This is a genomic window from Paenarthrobacter sp. TA1.8 (assembly GCF_048595705.1).
Taxonomy (GTDB): Bacteria; Actinomycetota; Actinomycetes; order Actinomycetales; family Micrococcaceae; genus Arthrobacter; species Arthrobacter nitroguajacolicus.
Genome location: NZ_CP184287.1, coordinates 61,986 through 77,744 on the forward strand (window position 1 = coordinate 61,986; position 15,759 = coordinate 77,744).

18 protein-coding genes and 1 pseudogene are annotated in these 15,759 nt (G+C 62.1%); 10 read left to right on the forward strand and 9 right to left on the reverse strand.

What is annotated here, in order from left to right:
* The first annotated feature begins 95 nt into the window (after positions 1-95).
* Entirely contained in the window at positions 96-368 is a 273-nt protein-coding gene (locus ACNAOT_RS00310) for a hypothetical protein (RefSeq protein WP_420179571.1), read from the forward strand.
* Between the two features lie 13 nt (positions 369-381).
* A complete protein-coding gene (locus ACNAOT_RS00315; RefSeq protein WP_420179572.1) occupies positions 382-1,179 on the forward strand; it encodes a glycerophosphodiester phosphodiesterase in 798 nt (265 codons plus the stop codon).
* A gap of 51 nt (positions 1,180-1,230) precedes the next feature.
* On the opposite strand, the gene ACNAOT_RS00320 is transcribed toward ACNAOT_RS00315, so the two are convergent.
* Positions 1,231-3,057, reverse strand: coding sequence for a glycoside hydrolase family 2 protein (locus ACNAOT_RS00320; protein WP_420181214.1), 1,827 nt, complete (start codon positions 3,055-3,057; stop codon positions 1,231-1,233).
* 65 nt (positions 3,058-3,122) lie between these two features.
* On the opposite strand from ACNAOT_RS00320, the gene ACNAOT_RS00325 reads away from it, so the two are divergent.
* Both ACNAOT_RS00325 and ACNAOT_RS00330 read left to right on the forward strand, forming a co-directional pair.
* Complete coding sequence (locus ACNAOT_RS00325) at positions 3,123-4,094, forward strand: D-2-hydroxyacid dehydrogenase family protein (RefSeq protein ID WP_420181215.1); 972 nt, start codon at positions 3,123-3,125, stop codon at positions 4,092-4,094.
* Between the two features lie 83 nt (positions 4,095-4,177).
* Positions 4,178-5,320 (forward strand): glycerate kinase, encoded by a 1,143-nt coding sequence (locus ACNAOT_RS00330; protein ID WP_420179573.1) that lies wholly within the window; start codon positions 4,178-4,180, stop codon positions 5,318-5,320.
* 12 nt (positions 5,321-5,332) lie between these two features.
* Here the strand turns inward: ACNAOT_RS00330 and ACNAOT_RS00335 are convergent, their stop codons facing one another.
* Positions 5,333-5,593 (reverse strand): DUF2630 family protein, encoded by a 261-nt coding sequence (locus tag ACNAOT_RS00335; protein WP_091464392.1) that lies wholly within the window; start codon positions 5,591-5,593, stop codon positions 5,333-5,335.
* A 95-nt stretch (positions 5,594-5,688) separates the two neighbouring features.
* Between ACNAOT_RS00335 and ACNAOT_RS00340 the strand changes: the two genes are divergently transcribed.
* Positions 5,689-6,132 (forward strand): YdeI/OmpD-associated family protein, encoded by a 444-nt coding sequence (locus ACNAOT_RS00340; RefSeq protein WP_420179574.1) that lies wholly within the window; start codon positions 5,689-5,691, stop codon positions 6,130-6,132.
* Positions 6,133-6,487: 355 nt separating this feature from the next.
* Positions 6,488-6,931, forward strand: coding sequence for a hypothetical protein (locus ACNAOT_RS00345; protein ID WP_420179575.1), 444 nt, complete (start codon positions 6,488-6,490; stop codon positions 6,929-6,931).
* Positions 6,932-7,012: 81 nt separating this feature from the next.
* Here the strand turns inward: ACNAOT_RS00345 and ACNAOT_RS00350 are convergent, their stop codons facing one another.
* Complete coding sequence (locus ACNAOT_RS00350) at positions 7,013-8,293, reverse strand: MFS transporter (RefSeq protein WP_420179576.1); 1,281 nt, start codon at positions 8,291-8,293, stop codon at positions 7,013-7,015.
* Positions 8,294-8,349: 56 nt separating this feature from the next.
* Between ACNAOT_RS00350 and ACNAOT_RS00355 the strand changes: the two genes are divergently transcribed.
* Positions 8,350-9,303 carry a DUF5937 family protein gene (locus ACNAOT_RS00355; RefSeq protein WP_420179577.1) on the forward strand — a complete coding sequence of 318 codons (954 nt, stop codon included), beginning with the start codon at positions 8,350-8,352 and terminating at the stop codon, positions 9,301-9,303.
* 48 nt (positions 9,304-9,351) lie between these two features.
* Here the strand turns inward: ACNAOT_RS00355 and ACNAOT_RS00360 are convergent, their stop codons facing one another.
* The 3 genes from ACNAOT_RS00360 to ACNAOT_RS00370 all read right to left on the reverse strand — a co-directional run bounded on the left by ACNAOT_RS00360 (position 9,352) and on the right by ACNAOT_RS00370 (position 11,402).
* Complete coding sequence (locus ACNAOT_RS00360) at positions 9,352-9,903, reverse strand: dihydrofolate reductase family protein (RefSeq protein ID WP_420179578.1); 552 nt, start codon at positions 9,901-9,903, stop codon at positions 9,352-9,354.
* Positions 9,904-9,915: 12 nt separating this feature from the next.
* Positions 9,916-10,242 (reverse strand): hypothetical protein, encoded by a 327-nt coding sequence (locus tag ACNAOT_RS00365; RefSeq protein ID WP_420179579.1) that lies wholly within the window; start codon positions 10,240-10,242, stop codon positions 9,916-9,918.
* Positions 10,243-10,802: 560 nt separating this feature from the next.
* A complete protein-coding gene (locus ACNAOT_RS00370; protein ID WP_420179580.1) occupies positions 10,803-11,402 on the reverse strand; it encodes a hypothetical protein in 600 nt (199 codons plus the stop codon).
* A 410-nt stretch (positions 11,403-11,812) separates the two neighbouring features.
* On the opposite strand from ACNAOT_RS00370, the gene ACNAOT_RS00375 reads away from it, so the two are divergent.
* Positions 11,813-12,028 (forward strand): hypothetical protein, encoded by a 216-nt coding sequence (locus ACNAOT_RS00375; protein ID WP_420179581.1) that lies wholly within the window; start codon positions 11,813-11,815, stop codon positions 12,026-12,028.
* 184 nt (positions 12,029-12,212) lie between these two features.
* Here the strand turns inward: ACNAOT_RS00375 and ACNAOT_RS00380 are convergent, their stop codons facing one another.
* Positions 12,213-12,779: a type 1 glutamine amidotransferase domain-containing protein gene (locus tag ACNAOT_RS00380; RefSeq protein WP_364308635.1), complete on the reverse strand. Its 567-nt coding sequence runs from the start codon at positions 12,777-12,779 to the stop codon at positions 12,213-12,215.
* 194 nt (positions 12,780-12,973) lie between these two features.
* Here ACNAOT_RS00380 and ACNAOT_RS00385 point away from each other — a divergent pair, with 194 nt between their 5' ends.
* A complete protein-coding gene (locus ACNAOT_RS00385) occupies positions 12,974-13,465 on the forward strand; it encodes a DUF2975 domain-containing protein (RefSeq protein ID WP_364308636.1) in 492 nt (163 codons plus the stop codon).
* Complete coding sequence (locus ACNAOT_RS00390) at positions 13,465-13,752, forward strand: helix-turn-helix domain-containing protein (protein ID WP_364308637.1); 288 nt, start codon at positions 13,465-13,467, stop codon at positions 13,750-13,752. The genes ACNAOT_RS00385 and ACNAOT_RS00390 overlap by 1 nt, the downstream gene beginning before the upstream one ends.
* Positions 13,753-13,966: 214 nt before the next feature.
* On the opposite strand, the pseudogene ACNAOT_RS00395 reads toward ACNAOT_RS00390, so the two are convergent.
* Both ACNAOT_RS00395 and ACNAOT_RS00400 read right to left on the reverse strand, forming a co-directional pair.
* Positions 13,967-14,641, reverse strand: a pseudogene (locus tag ACNAOT_RS00395) (Gfo/Idh/MocA family protein); the annotation flags it as partial.
* Positions 14,642-14,734: 93 nt separating this feature from the next.
* Positions 14,735-15,754 (reverse strand): LacI family DNA-binding transcriptional regulator, encoded by a 1,020-nt coding sequence (locus ACNAOT_RS00400; protein WP_420181216.1) that lies wholly within the window; start codon positions 15,752-15,754, stop codon positions 14,735-14,737.
* Between the last annotated feature and the right edge of the window lie 5 nt (positions 15,755-15,759).

A 15,759-nucleotide genomic window follows, 5' to 3' on the forward strand; every position in this document is an offset into this window, starting at 1 on the left:
CTTCCATACAACCGGCGTTCAACTTACGGCCGTAGGCTTCCAGCCAAGACCCGTTCGCACGGTTTATCTGTCTCATTGAACTTGTAGGGGGAACCATGGCTAAGCGTCGGATCAACAACGTCAATACCGCTCCATTGCGGCGCATCGAACCGGATCATCACTGGCGTTCGCTGCGACAGGGCGACCGCGTCAACGTCACGCTGACGCCGGGTTTCGAGTCGGCTGGCGTGGTGGACGCCGTTACCGGCGATGCCACCGCGGTTTGGGTGGAGCTCGACGGCGGTCGCGGCCGGACATTGGTGCACGTCAGCGACGGCGTGACGATCGTTCCGCAATCGACGACGGCGGCGGTCCCGCAGGAGAGCTAACCGCGCCTCTGCCATGGGCTACGCTACGGGAGTGACGCTGCCCTATTTCCTTCGCAAGGACGGTTCGGTGGGGCCTTTGGCCTTCGCCCACCGAGGTTTCTCCTTGGATGGCCTGGAGAATTCCATGGCTGCATTCCAGGCTGCAGTGGAGCTCGGAACTGTCCATCTTGAAACGGACGTCCACACGACGTCCGACGGCGTACTGCTCGTTTTCCACGATTCTTCCCTGGACCGTGTGACTGATTCCATCGGCAAGGTTTCGGAGCTGACGGCCGCCCAGGTTGCGGCTGCCCGAATCGGTGGAGTGGAGCCCGTCCCCACCTTCGATGAGCTGGTTTCTGCCCTGCCCCAGGTCCGACTGAACTTGGACGTTAAAGACTGGAATTCCGTGGGCCCGATGGCTGCGGCGATCGAAAAGCATGGCGTCCATGACCGGGTTTTGGTCACCAGCTTCTCGGACAGGCGCCGCCGGGCAGTCCTTTCCAAGCTCTCCCGTCGTGTGGCTTCCTCTGCGGGCAGCTCCCTGACCGCGCTCTTCGTCCTTCTCGGCCCTGTGCTTCCGGTTCCTTTGGCTCGCAAGCTGCTCTCCGGCGTCGACGTCTTCCAAGTTCCTGTCCGCTACGGGCGGTTTCCCGTGGTGACGTCCGGATTCATCCGGCGCGCGCACCGGTGCGACAGGCAGGTCCATGTGTGGACGGTCAACGATCCCGTGGAAATGGAGCGGTTGCTGGACCTTGGCGTGGACGGAATCGTGTCGGACCGGCTCGACCTTCTCAAGGAAGTCCTGGTGCGCAGGGGCCAGTGGGTTTAGATCCCGCGCCGAGTTGGCACTTAATGACAGTCCCAGGCGGAAACATTGGGGTTAACTGCCACCTCGGCGGGTCTCGATCGCGGCAGGCCGCACTTGGCTTGCGCGGATTCTCTCCAGATCGAACTTATTGCTGCGGTCGAAGTTGAAGATGCCGTTCTTCTCCTGGAACACGTCCGTGAGCTGGGTGTAGCAATAACCGAACATGTCGGGGTTATCCAGGAGCACTGAGCAGAGGCTGTCGAAGCGGGTGTAGAACTCTTCCTCGCTGCTGACGCGCTGGCCGTAGCCCCACGAGGAGGCGACGTCGCTTCCGTCCGCAGCCTGATGGGCCTCAACTTCGTTCCACCAGATTCCGCCGAACTCCGAGACAAAGTAGGGCTGGCCCGCGTACGGCACGGAGTATTCCTCGCCGTCGGCCTTGCGGTTGATGTACGGCTTTCCCTCCGCCAACCCCTGCTGCTCGATGCGGAAGCGGTCCGGGTCCTGCTCATAGGAGTGTGAATCGTAAATGTCCGTGTCGCGGATCCGGTGAGCGTAGCCGGAAGCGTCGATCACCGGCCGGGTAGGGTCGGCGAGCTTGGTGGCCAGGAACATGGCCTCGGTGACGTCGTCCAGCACTGTCAGGCGGTCATGGAGAACTTGGTGCGTCTCGTTGAGGGGGCACCAGCCAATGATGGAGGGGTGGTTGAAATCGCGTTTCAGCACTTCCAACCATTGCGCCACGAAGCTGGCTGTGGGCCTTTGGTTGTGCCCCACAGTTCCTCCGCCGGAGACACCCCAGTCGCCGAACTCGCCCCACACCAAGTAACCGAGGCGGTCAGCGTGATAGAGAAAGCGTTCTTCGAAGACCTTCTGGTGTAAACGGGCGCCGTTGAAGCCTGCGGCCATGGACAATTCGATGTCCTTGATCAAGGCAGCGTCATCCGGCGAGGTCATCAGGGAGTCGGGCCAGTAGCCCTGATCCAGAACGAGTCGTTGGAAGACAGCTTCGCCGTTAATGCGAACCACCTTGCCGTCCAAGGCAATGGACCGGACGGCCGCGTAACTGCTGACCTGATCAACAACATCGCCGGACCCATCGTGAATCCTGACTTCGAGGTCGTAGAGGAAGGGATCTTCGACGGACCAAGGACGCAGGGATTCGGCGGGGATGGTGAGGCGGAGTGACGGCGTGAGGTCCAGGTCTGCTTTGGCTGTGGCCTCAACACGCACGTCACCTTTGTTGCTGAGGACGGCGGTGACCGTATGCCCGCTGCGGTTACGGCTAACGGGCACCTCCAGTGTGATGCTGGCGTCAGCAAGATTGGGAGTCATGCGGAGGCGTTTGATATGAACCGCAGGGACCGCTTCCATCCACACCGTCTGCCAAATTCCTGTGGTCCGGGTGTACTGGCAGTGGGTGTTGTCGTACCACGTGGCCTGCTTGCCGCGTGCCTGCATCTCGTGCCGTGAATCCCTGGCCCTCACCACAATCACTGCTTCCGTTCCGGGCTCGGCCACTCCTCCGAGGTCTGCAGTGAACGGTGTAAAGCCGCCACGGTGACGGGCTACTTCAACCCCGTTCACCCATACGGTGGCGTCGTGGTCTACGGCGCCAAAGTGCAGCAGAATGTTCTGGCCCGCCCACTCCTGAGGGATCGCCACCGTTCGCCGGTACCAGACGGCTTCCATGAAATCGACGTGCTCGATCCCCGAAAGTGCAGATTCCGGTGCGAACGGAACCAGGATTTCGCTGTTAAGTTCGCGCGTGGTGAGTCCGCGCTCCAAGCCGGAGTCACCGGCGTCGATCTCAAATCCCCAGGTGCCGTTGAGGTTCAGCCACTTGTCGCGGACCAATTGCGGACGGGGATGCTCGGGTTTGGGCGTGGCGGGGGTCACATTTTGGCTCACAATCAAAAACCTAACGTGCCACGGGGTTGAGTACCACCGGCCGCCGCGCAAGGATGAATACCGTGACCCGATTCCGTTTAGCAATCCTTGATGATTACCAGCAGGTCTCCGGCGATTACGCCCCGTGGGATTCACTGCTCGACGACGACGTGAAGGTCAGCGTCTTCAGCGCGCCTTTCCTTTCGGAAGAGCAAGCCGTGGCCGCGTTAGCGCCGTTCGACATCATTGTGGCGATGCGCGAGCGAACCCGTTTTCCACAGGACGTCCTTGATTCGCTGCCGAACCTGAAGCTGCTGGTAACCACTGGCATGGCGAATGCGGCGATCGACCTTGAAGCGGCGGCGGAACGCGGCATCGTGGTGTGCGGAACGGGTGGCTCACCGGCTGCGGCGCCCGAGCTGACGTGGGCTTTGCTCCTGGCTTTTGCCCGAAACCTGACTGTCGAGGAGAACTCCCTGCGCGCTGGCGGCTGGCAGACCGGCGTCGGGTTTGAACTCGAGGGCAAAACCCTCGGAATAGTTGGGTTGGGCAAGATCGGCAAGCGGATGGCGGGCTATGCGAAGGCATTCGGGATGGACGTCCTCGCTTGGAGCCAGAATCTCACGGCGGAAACTGCTGAGGCTGCCGGTGCCCGCAAGGTCAGCAAAGAGGAGTTGTTCCGGGAGTCCGACGTCGTGACGCTGCACCTGCGGTTATCCGAGAGGTCGGAAGGCATCGTTGGGCCGGAAGAACTGAGACTTCTCGGCCCCGACGGCGTGTTGGTCAATACTGCGCGCGGGCCCCTGGTGGATGAGGCGGCACTGGTCCGGGCCTTGGAGGAGGGGTGGATCCGTGGCGCGGCCCTGGATGTCTTCGAGGAGGAACCCCTGCCGGCGCGGCATGCGCTGGTGCATTCTTCGAGGACCGTTCTCTCGCCGCATATCGGCTACGTGACGCACGAGAGCTACCGGCAGTTCTATGGCGGGGCGTTCGAAGATGTGAAGGCGTGGCTTGATGGGGCTCCAGTGAGGGTAATCGGCGGATAATTCCGGCCCTTGCCGCAGCGCCGCGAGCACTTAAGTTACGCGCTGGGCAAGCGCTTTCCGAACGAAGCTGGCAAGATGGACCCATGCGTATCCTCATAGCCCCTGACAAGTTCAAGGGATCCCTGACCGCCGCCGAAGCCGCGTCAGCCATGGCCGAAGGTGCCCTGCGCGTCTACCCGGACGCCGTGACCACCCAGTTCCCCGTTGCCGATGGCGGCGAAGGTACCCTGGACGCCGCTATTGCTGCTGGTTACGAGGAGCGGAACAACGCCGTTGTTGGCCCTATCCTCAAGCCCGTCGGAGCCTCATGGGCAATCCGCAAGGACTCCTTCGGCGGGGCAAGCGCCGTTATCGAGACCGCGATGGCCTCCGGCCTGGCCCATATGGAACCGACGCCGGAGAACTCATTGCGTGCCCACAGCTACGGTTGCGGCCAGCTAGTGGCAGCGGCCCTCGACGCCGGCGCCACGGAGATCGTGCTCGGCTTGGGTGGCTCTGCAATGTCCGACGGCGGCAGCGGCGCCTTGCGCGCGTTGGGGCTCAAACCCTTGGATGCGGCCGGCAATGTGGTGCCACTTGGCGGAGGTTCCCTGGCCGACGTCGTTGCGTTGGATGTCTCCGAACTGGATCCGCGGCTGTCCGCCGTGAAGTTTCGCATCGCCGTCGACGTCCAAAACCCGCTGTACGGGCCGGAAGGTGCGGCGCATGTTTTCGGTCCCCAGAAGGGCGCGGATGAGGACGCCGTTGAAAAGCTCGACGCCGGTCTCCGCAATTGGGCGTCGCTCCTTCGGGAGGCCACCGGCCGCGATGTAAACGTTCCGGGAGCTGGCGCGGCAGGCGGGTTCCCGGCGTCGTTCCTCGCATTCACGGATGCCACGCTGGAAGGTGGCTTTGCGCTGGTCGCCGGGCTCACGGGCCTCGCAAAGCACCTCGGCGAGGCAGATCTCGTCATCACCGGCGAGGGTTCCATGGATGAGCAATCGCTCACCGGCAAGGCGCCCATTGCCTTGGCTGACGCCGCGAGTTTGCACGGAATTCCGGTGATCGCCGTGGCTGGGCGCATCACCGTCACGCCTGAAGACCTGGCGAAGCACGGCATCGTTGCCGCGGCCCAGCTGTTGGATGTCGCGCAGCGCAAGGATGGTGTTCCGGACGTCGCCGATGCCGTTGCCAACGCCGCCAAATACTTGGCGTGGGCGACGAGTCAGGTGCTTGAAGGCGCGTAGCGGAGTGCGGCGCTACTGCCGGTAGCCTTCCACTTCACTGATGGGGCGCGGCTCGGCCTCGTTGGGGTTCTCCCCGGCGTCTCTCTTCGCCCGGCGTTGGCGCAGCAGGTCCCAACACTGGTCGAGCTGCGCTTCGAGTTGAGCCAATCGTGCCAGGCCGCCATCGCCGTCGACGTCGTCCTCGGTTCCGCCGCCCCCTGACGTGGTGTCGCGGAGACGGTGCTCCTCCTCAACCAACGATTGGATGCGCTCCAGAAGGTCCTGCTCGTCCATGTTCTTCTCCTTGGGTAGCGGGGATTGCGTGGTTACCTCGAACGTAGTCCTGCTGACGGGGTGCGTCTACTGGCGGCCAACGGCATACTTGGGTCATGAAATTCACTACGACCATCGTCGGCGATGGCAACAAGGCGGGTATCGAGGTTCCGGACGCGATCGTTGAGGGGCTCGGCGCGGGAAAGCGGCCCCCGGTGGTGGTGACCATCAACGGCCAGAGTTACCGCAGCAGCATCGCCGTGATGGGCGGGAAATACATGGTGGGTGTCAGCTCGGCGAACCGTGAACTGACCGGCGCCGCAGCGGGGGACACCGTGGACGTTGGTCTTGAAGTAGACACCGAACCCCGGGTTGTCGAGCTGCCGGCGGACCTGACCGCCGCGCTCGAGGCGGAGCCTGAGGCGAAGGCGTTCTACGGCACGCTGAACTACAGCAGCCAGCGGCGCTACGTCGAGCCGATCGGTGATGCGAAGACCGAGGAGACGCGTGCCCGGCGGATCGCGAAGGTAGTTGCGGATTTGAAGGCTCGGAAGAATTAGGCCGCGCTCAAGAACACGGACAGGATTAAAAGTGACCTGAATCACGTCACGTTCATCCCACTGGAGCCACTACCAAGTAGTGACGGGCTGTAGAGCGCATTCGGATGCAGAACAACAGCCACGGTCGAGGAGGCGAAGAGACCCCCCTCGTCGGCTGGTCACCGTGCGCGAGCAAGGCCCCACCGTCGGCTGGCCGGCCGCGCACTTGTCCGCTCGCCCAGGCGGACAGTGTGGCCGGCGAGGACTTTGACCACCCGGGCCGGCCACACCTGGCGCAGTTTGAGTGATTCTGAGCCGACCCCGCCGTCGTGCATTGGCCGCTAGGCTGGACTTTCAAATCTTCGGAGGGTTGGCCGTGGTTTATGACCGGGAGCGTTATCGGCATGAGGATGCCGTGTACGCCGAACACAAGCAGGCAATCGCCAATGGTGAGAAGCGGGTGCTACGTAGGACCACAACCGGTGAACTCCACAGTTATCCGGGCGATGAGATTGGGTTTTCGCCGGGTCGCGGCCAAGCCCAGGTCAGCACTTGGTGGGGGATGGCCATTCTGTCGACTTTTGGATGCGTGGGGTTCGTCGCCGCTGTAGCCATGTTCCTGTCCCCACTTTGGATTGGGGAGGGACCCTCTTGGGGTGCGCTCTGGGTTATGGGGCTCGCAGGATTTATTGCCTGGTACGGGTTCAAACTAGCCAGGGACGAGTACAAGGCCGCCCGGCTTCGCAAGGAACGCGGTTCTCCCAAGCCAGGCAGCGGTTACGTTGATGTGGATCTGCTCGAACTAGGAAGTCGTGAATGACTGTTTCGCCTGCATCGGAAGACTCGCTCACAAACGTAAGGCGCTTTTCCGCGTAATGATTTATCTCCGGACGCCACAAACCTACGCAGATAAGCGGGCCGCCGGGGCGAGTGCCGTCGTCGTAGGAGCCTTCCGCGCTATTAGCGCAATTCCCGCCGCCGACGCGAGGAAGACCGCGCCTAGGATGGCCCAGCCCAGCGCGCCATGTTCGACGACGGTGGCAGTCACCACAAGCGGTGCCAGCATGGCCCCCAGGGCGGATCCCATGCCGAACATCCCTTGATAAGCGCCTGCTTGGAGGGGGTTGGCGAGTTCGAAGCTGAGTCCCCAGGCCCCAGCCTGCGAGAGGATTTCCGCGAACGAGTGAAGGAGTGCCGCGCCACACAGGAGGGTGATGGCTGCGATGACCGGCATTCCTCCCGCAGTTGCGTAAAGTGCGCAGGCTACCGCCATCAGTGCACCACCGGTCATCACGATTTTTCCTGCGCGCCGAGGGTCGTCGGTGCCACGGGAGAGCGGCACCTGCAGCAAAACTACACACAGAGTGTTGATGACAAGGATGACGGAGATCAGGACGTCCGGCGCACTGGTGTCGTGCGAAATCCACAACGGGACGCCCATCTCGGCCAGCCCGAACTGCATGCCGAAAATGCCGGACAGCACGGTAAGCAGTACATAGCGGCGGTCCCTGAAGGGGGAGATGCCCCGCTTCGGAGCATGGCCGGCAGGATAGTGACGCGGTGCGTCTACCCGGCCAGGCAGCCGGCGGAGGTGTAGCGCGCTCAGGATGTAGACCACACCAGCCCCGATCATCATTCCCCGGAACGCGTCGGCGGTGCCGGCCACCAGTGCGAGTCCGGCAATCATGCCTCCCACGGCGATGCCCAGGTTTGTGATGGTGCGGAGGACTGCGCGCGCATTCACGCGGTTCGGACCGTCGAAGGCCCGGGCGATGATCGCGGAGCGTGTGGCATTCGCGCCGCGGTTCACGCCCACTGCGACACAGGCAATGACGACGGCGGTGCCGAAGTTTCCGGCGAACGTATAGGTTGCGATCGCCAGACCTTCGATGGCGACCATCCCTACAAGGAGCCGACGTGCGGAGAAGCGGTCGGCGAGACGACCACCAATATAGGACGTCGCGACGCCCACCCCACTGGAAACTGAGAGGATCACGGCGATTTCCACGGCACTCAGCCCAACGAAGCGGCTGAAGTACAGAACCGTTAACGTGAGGAAGATGCCGCGGCCCACCGTGGCTACGAGGATGGCAGAAGCGAGAATTTTGAGGGTGGGATCTGAGAGCGCGACGCGGAGGCTGTGCTTTTGGGATTGAGCGGTGTCTGCGGGGGATTTAGTCACACATGTAGTTCTGCCACCCCCTGCCGGTGGCTGGTATTGATGTAGCGTAATGCTTCATGTTGAGGTACGAGTTGTCAGACGCAGATCTGGGCGGCGTGCGTTTCGGAATCTCGCCTCTATGTGAACTGGGACTTTCCCTAAGGGCTATTCGCGACCCGAGCCAGTATCCACTTCAACTGCCATGGTTGCGTCGGACGGAAGAGGCCCGCTCGCGCTTGGACCTGGATGGATTGCTGGCCTTGGTGGATGACCGATTGTGGACACCGGACTTCCTGAACCCGCGGCCTGAGTCCCCGCTCACGAGGATCGATGACGAGTTTGATGCATTGGAGCAAATTTCAGCCGAGCAGTTTCATGGCGACCTAATGCGGGTGCACGGCGCCGTTCCGGCCGTCTTTTCCGGACCTGTTGATCAGGCCGTCCGGCGTATGGTCCGTATCCTCCGGGAGTTCTGGGACACCTGCTTCGCACCGCATTGGTTGCGCATGCGCACCATACTGGAAGCGGATATCGTCTACCGTGGGCGTCAGATTGCGCAGGGCGGGCTGTTCACGATGCTCAACGACCTGTCCGGTGCTGTGGAGTTCGACGGACGGGTGATATCCGTGAGGTTGAAGAACCCGGCGTCGCGGACCGAGAAGACTGACGGTCTGGGGCTGACCCTTGTTCCCACCATGTTTACCCGCAGGGCCTCTGCTCCCGTGAACCACGGCGACCCGCCGCTACTGATGTACCCGGTTCGGGGCCAGGGTGCCATGTGGGAAACGGAGCGCGTTACGAATCCGGGTGCGATTGTGGCTGTGTTGGGGGAGGTTCGGACCAGCCTGCTCACTGCGCTGGCTGCCCCGGCCTCGTCCACCGAGCTGGGCCTGCGCTTCGGGGTCACAACGTCCGCTGTGAACCAGCACCTCAGGGTGCTCCGAGACGCTGGACTCGTGACATCAACACGATACGGACACAGCGTGCTCTACTTCAGGAGCGAACTGGGAGCGGCGCTGCTGCTGGGGTGACCGTTCATGCAGGTCGACGGCGGCGGGTGACTGCCGCCGTCGTGCGTTTTAGTCTTCGCGCAGGCTGTAGGTGCTGACCACGTTGCCCTTGCTGGTGGCGTATTGGTTCTCCAACGCGAGCCGGTGCAGCGGATCGCCATCTTCGAAAAGTCGTCGCCCACTGCCCGCAACTACGGGGTGCGTCATGAGGGTGAGTTCATCGAGGATGCCCGCGAAGAAGAGCTGGCGGACCAGGGAGATGCTGCCGCAGACGGCGATTTCGCCGCCTTCCCGCGATTTCAGCTCCGTGACGAACTGCTCCAGGTCGCCCTCAATCAGGTGGGAATTTTCCCATTCAAGGGGTTCGGACAAGGTGTGGGATGCAACGAACTTTTCCACAGGGTTGATGAAGGCAGCAAAGTCTTCGTCCCGTGGAGCGTTCGGCCAATAGCCGGCCCACTCCTGGTAGCTGACACGACCCAGGACCACGGTGTCCACCGTGTTGATCATCTTGGTGAGTCCCGTGCCCAGTTCGTCGTCGAAGCTGTCGAACTGGAACTTGAAGGGGTCCTGCACTACGCCATCCACGGAGTGGAACAGGCCAGCGGTGACTTTGCGCATCGGTGCCTCCTGCTATGCGGCGCGGCTGGTGGTCTGGAGTTCGCGGGCTGGAAGGGCGGTCACGTTGCCGGAATCCGGCTGCAGCCGGACCGGGACTTCGTGAAGCTCGGCGTAAGTCGTCAGCTGGGCGAGGGCATCGGCATCAATCGTCGCTTGGGACAGATCCATTTCGACACCGAGGCCGCCGCCGAGGCTCTTGGTGCGTTGAACCACCGGGTAGAGCCCCTGGAGGCTCATGGTGGTTACTCGACCGGTCGCTGCGATCTGGATCTGTTCGCCGTCAACGTCGACGCGAACAACTACGGAGAGCTTGTCGCTGGCCAATGTGTTGCCTTTCATCCTTGCTGCCACGCTGCAGCGTCCCCAGCGTATGCGTCGAGTGTGACCTGCGCAACATTACGACGGCGGAGCTGCCGCGGCCGCTGCTTCTCAATGCGGTAAGCGGATGCAAGCGAGCCCCAAAGTCAGCGCTCGCAAAATGACGGCCAATCCGCGGGTTCGCCTCCGAAAGCTAGCATCCCGTCAGTCCCCACCGTGACAAGGATAATCAGCCCGGCCGGGAAATAGTGCGCGTAATAGGTCTTTTTAAGTCCCGGCGAGGCCCAAGTCTGAAGTACCTTGCGCTCGTCTTGTGGCGGTGCTCCAACGCTCGTCGGACTTGGGTATGAGATCGTCATTTCCGCTCATCGTCCGCTTGCCCCTGAGTGCGGCGAGTGGTCTAAGGTCCCACCCGGCGAAGGATCGGCCCACGTGCGCCAGTTAGGGGCAATTGCTTTCGGTGAACGTTGTGCACCCACTGCTCCTAGCTGGCGCTGGCCATTTGCCATAAAGTGTGTGGGGCGGTTACCGTTACGGTCCACCTCGCCACACGTCAGTTGCATCCTGGTGGCCGGGGTAGTTCAGGGGCGTTCCTGTAGGACCGTGCTTGCAGTCTCAATGGCCCTGACCCAGCCCGCGGTGGCCGTGCAGCGCATGTCCACTAGTTCGATCACTCTCTTCAGGTCGTCTGCGAGGTTGCGCGTGAAGATTGGTTCATGGTGGGCAATGCGGTTCCGGAGCAGGCGAATTGCTTCCAGGTCGGCATAAATCCGTCCCCGTAAGGTCTCCGCGGTCGTGGCTGCTGCATGAGGGAATAGCGTAAGAATGGCTTGGTCCCAGAGGCGTTCGTCATGACGTGCGGTGAACATCTTCTGCCAGAAGACGAACTTCAATTCAGCGATGACTTTTCCTGTTGTACGTTCGCTATTACGGGTAGAGACCAAGTCCTGTCGAGGGCTATAGCGCCCACGGGGCGCACCGGGCAAACTGCCCTCGAATGTCTGGTTCCATGGCCAGTCCGGGCCGTATAGGCCGGTCAGGGCATCGGAAACAGCGTTCCGCACGGTGACTTCGGCGAAATGCGCTGGCACCATCAAGGCTGCTGATGCCCGGGCATTCCAGCCATAAAGGTCCAACGCTCTTTTCAGGTCGCCGGAGGTGGCCTGAACGTAGGTGGACATGCGAGGTCCGGATAAGGAGGCATGTATCGCGGTCTGCGCAGCTGAATTGGCATATGGCACGTACTTATCCTAAAGTTGGTTCTACGAGTCGCGTGTTTCGTGGGCTAAGGCCTCCCCTCGCGGACAAAAGATTAAGAAAGAGCCCGCTATTTGGCGGGCTCTTTCTCTTTCCCGGATTCATCAATCTGTTCCAGATGCGTGGGCGCGGATGAACATACCCTCACAGAATCACCCCGCCAGCAACGAGGGAATCATCAAGTCCCCACTTCTGCGTCCCACCGGGCCACGGGTTGGACCGGCCGCGGAAACTTCGTTCTCGCCGGGGGATTTCGACGGGGGGCGGCAACAGCGACGTCCTTGCCCGGGATCCGTTTGCGACCTCTACCTTTACCAAGGGGCGGAGGCGGCGGATGGCTGGAAAGATCGGCGGATACCTCCACGAATACTCCACGGACGGTCAACGGAACTGGAAGCAGCCCTCAGTGTGGGGACCCGGGTGGGCAGTCATGTCCGAAATCAGCGGGGGAGGCAGCTACGAGCACAACCTGGACGTCGCGGTGAACGGAGGGCACCCCCGACCGGGCAACAATGTCATCGCCATCATCAGGACGTCGATCTCCTCATAGGGCGGGCCATTCGGCACCCAACAAAAAGGCAACGGCTGGGATATCTTCACCACACTCATTTAGCGCTCCCAAGAACCGTCCGTTTCTCCCTCGAAAGCCTGCAGACAGCGAAACGCCAAGTGCCGCCGTCGTACTTCTTGTGAAAGTACGACGGCGGCACTCGCCGTATGTGGGTCGCTGACCGTTAGGCGGTCTGTCCAGCGTGTTGGCCTTCGGAAATCTCTTCCACAACCTTGCTGTTGAAGGCTGGGAGGTCGTCCGGGTTGCGGCTGGTGACCAAGCCCTGGTCCACCACCACTTCCTCGTCGGTCCAGTTGGCGCCAGCGTTCTTCAGGTCGGTCTGGAGCGTGTGATACGAGGTGACGTTGCGGCCCTTGATCACGCCGGCCTCGATGAGAATCCAGGGTCCGTGGCAGATGGACGCCACCGGCTTGTGCTGCTCAAAGAAGGCGCGCGTGAAGTTCTGTGCGTCCTTATCTACGCGGAGATGATCGGCGTTGACGACGCCACCGGGAAGAACCAGAGCGTCAAAGTCGGAAGCGTTGGCATCGGCTACCGCGAGGTCGACGTCGAAGGTGTCACCCTTTTCCACGCCATTGAAGCCTTGGAGCTTTCCCTTGGACGGGGCCACGAGAGTGGGCTCGCCGCCGGCATCCTTGACCGCCTGCCATGGGCTGGTGAGTTCCACCTGCTCCACGCCGTCCGTCAACAGGAATGCGACCTTCTTGCCTGTGATGTTGTGTTCTGACATTGTTCCTCCTCCGTTGCGCGGCGGAGTGCTTTTTGAGCGTGGGCCGCCGCTGTGAGAGTCGTTTGTCTGACCTGTTCAAGCCTAGGGAAAGAGGCTTTAGTAAGCAAGCTGACTATCCACAAAAGCTGCAAGTGCGGTTGCTTAACTATCGAATATCGATAGAATCAGATTGTTGTTCGATAAAGGAGACTCCAGTGGGAAAGCTGACAATTCTCGCGTTACGGATAGTAATCGCGATGGTGCTGGCCGGTTCGTTGTTTGTGCAGGTACGGATGGTCCCGTTGCTCTCGACCGATCTTGTTGAGGCCGGCGCCCCCGACGGCCCTCGTGTTGCCCTGCTGGCCATCGTGGTCTTGGGGATTCTGTGTGTCCAGGTGGTATCGGTCTGCGTGTGGCGATTGCTGACGATGGTGCGTCGCGGAACCGTGTTCTCCCACGGGGCCTTCCGGTTCGTGGACATCATCTTTGGTGCCATCGCGTTGGCGGCGGTGCTGGTGTTCGGCATCGCCGTGATTCTGGCACCCGGCGAGACCGCACCAGGCATCGTGATGCTGATCTGCGGAGCGGCGTTGATGATCGGTGGCGTGGCGCTGGTTGTGTTGGTGATGCGTACACTGCTTGCCCAGGCTGTAGCGCGGGACGTCGAAGCCGCACAGCTCCGCTCCGAGCTCGATGAGGTGATCTGATGCCGATCATCGTGGATATTGACGTCATGCTGGCCAAGCGCAAAATGCCGGTTGGAGTGCTTGCCGAGAAAGTCGGTATCACGCCAGCTAACTTGGCTGTACTCAAGAACGGGCGAGCGAAGGCCGTGAGGTTTACTACGCTCGAAGCGCTGTGCGAGGTACTGGACTGCCAGCCAGGGGATCTACTGCGGTGGGAGACTGAGGATCGCTGGGATAGCGGAGGCCCATCTGCCGACGAGCCTCGTCCAGCAGTTCCATCATCGCAACCGACTCCCCAGGAGTCATGAACGGGCTCTCAGTCAGCCCGGCCTGGAGGCACCGTGTCACCTCGCGCAGTTCGTAGCTGAATCCGTGCCCGGTCACCTCGAACCTTTCCGTCCGCGGCGTGCCGCTGCGTGGCTGGATGATGAGCTCGGCCGGGTTGAAAAGGGGAGCGGAGGATCGCAGCCAACCTTCCGTCCCTCCGACAGTCACCACGCTGGGGCACTCCGCGCCGATCGACGTGATGAGCTGCGCATGCGCTCCGCTCTCATAATCCAGGGCAAGGGAATTCTGCAGGTCCACACCTTCAGGAGTCAGGACTCCGGTGGCAAGCATGCTGCGGGGCTCACCGAAAACTCCGAGCGCCCATGTCAGCGGATACACGGCGAGGTCCAGCAATGCTCCGCCGCCAGCAGCCGGATCCCAGATACGGGACGCGGGGTCGTATGCAGGCACGAAACCGAGGTCAGCTTGGAGCCAGCGCGGCTCCCCGATCTCCCTTGACCGCAAAATCTCGACGGCGCGGCAGAAGCTCGGCAGGAACCGGGTCCACATCGCTTCCATGAGGAAAAGCCCACGATCCCGGGCGAGATCGGACAGTTCGCGTGCCTGCACGGCATCCATGGCGATGGGCTTTTCGCACAGGACGTGCTTTCCCGCGTTAAGCGCGGCAAGCGCGACGGCGTGATGCTGCGCGTGCGGCGTGGCGATGTAGACGACGTCGACGGCGGGGTCGGCCAGCAGCCGCTCGTAGCCCGGCGTCTCTCCTGCATCCGGGTAGGCGGTGACAAACCCGAACTTTTCAGCAAAGCTCCGGGCCGCAACCTCCGAGCGGGAACTGACAGCTTGCAGGACGGCGTCCTCAAGGAGCGCAAGATCCTGCACCACGCGCAGGGCTATGGATCCCGTGGCCACTACTCCCCAACGGATGGGGCGGCCTGTCGCGACGGAAGGAGCCGTGGTGCTGACGGGAGCAGGAAGCAAGGAAGAGCCCTTCAAGGCATGGAGCTAAACGGAATCGCGGATCACGATCGAGGTTGGCATTCTGGTAACGCGTTCCGCCGGTTTGCCCTCGATCAGGTTCACCAGGGTCTCGGCCATCTTCTTGCCGAGTTCAACAATCGGGTGATGCACGGTGGTGAGGGCGGGGGTCACTGAGGTAGCGAAGGAATCGTCGTCAAAACCGACGACGGCGATGTCCTCCGGGATGCGCAGGCCCCGCCCCTGGATGGCGGTGTAGGCGCCGGCGGCCATTTGGTCGTTCGCCGCGAAAACAGCGTCAATCGGCACGCCCCGATCCAGCAAACGATGCATTGCTCTGGTGCCGGACGCCAAAGTGAAGTCGCCTTCCTCCATCAAGCCCTCCCCAAGACCTGCCTCCCGCACGGCCGTCCTCCACCCGGCGAGGCGGTCAATGCCCGGGGGCATGTCTTGCGGACCCGCGATCGTGGCAACGTTCTTTCGGCCGCTCTCGGTCAAAAGCTGGGTGACATCGTAGGCCGCTTGCTCGTTGGCCACATCCACGTAGTAGCTCTCCTTGCCGCCTACTAAGGGGCGCCCGGCGAACACCATGGGAAGTGATCCCGAAAGGTGCGTCCAGGAGTTGTCACCGCTGTGGTGCGACACCACCAGGACGCCGTCCACGTTGCCTCCGAGCAGGAAGCTGCGGGTTTTTTCCGGCTTCGACTCAGAGGAGATCACCATGTTCAGGGTGTACTCGGTATCGGTCAGGAACAGGGCAATGCCTTGGACCACCGATGCGAAGAAGGGGTCCGCAAAGACCTTGGATGTCGACTCCGGGACGATCAGTGTGACCGCATTCGCCCGGCGTTTGGCGAGGGAACGTGCGGCACGGTTTGGCGTGTAGTCGAGTGCAAGGATCGCTTTTCTCACGGACTGTGCCAGTTCCGGGTCAACACTAGGGCTGTCATTGACGACGCGGGACACAGTGGCCCGCGACACTCCGGCCAAGGCAGCCACCATCTCAAGGGTGGGTACCGGCCGGGGGCCGCTGGTGTCCTGCGTCATCGTCA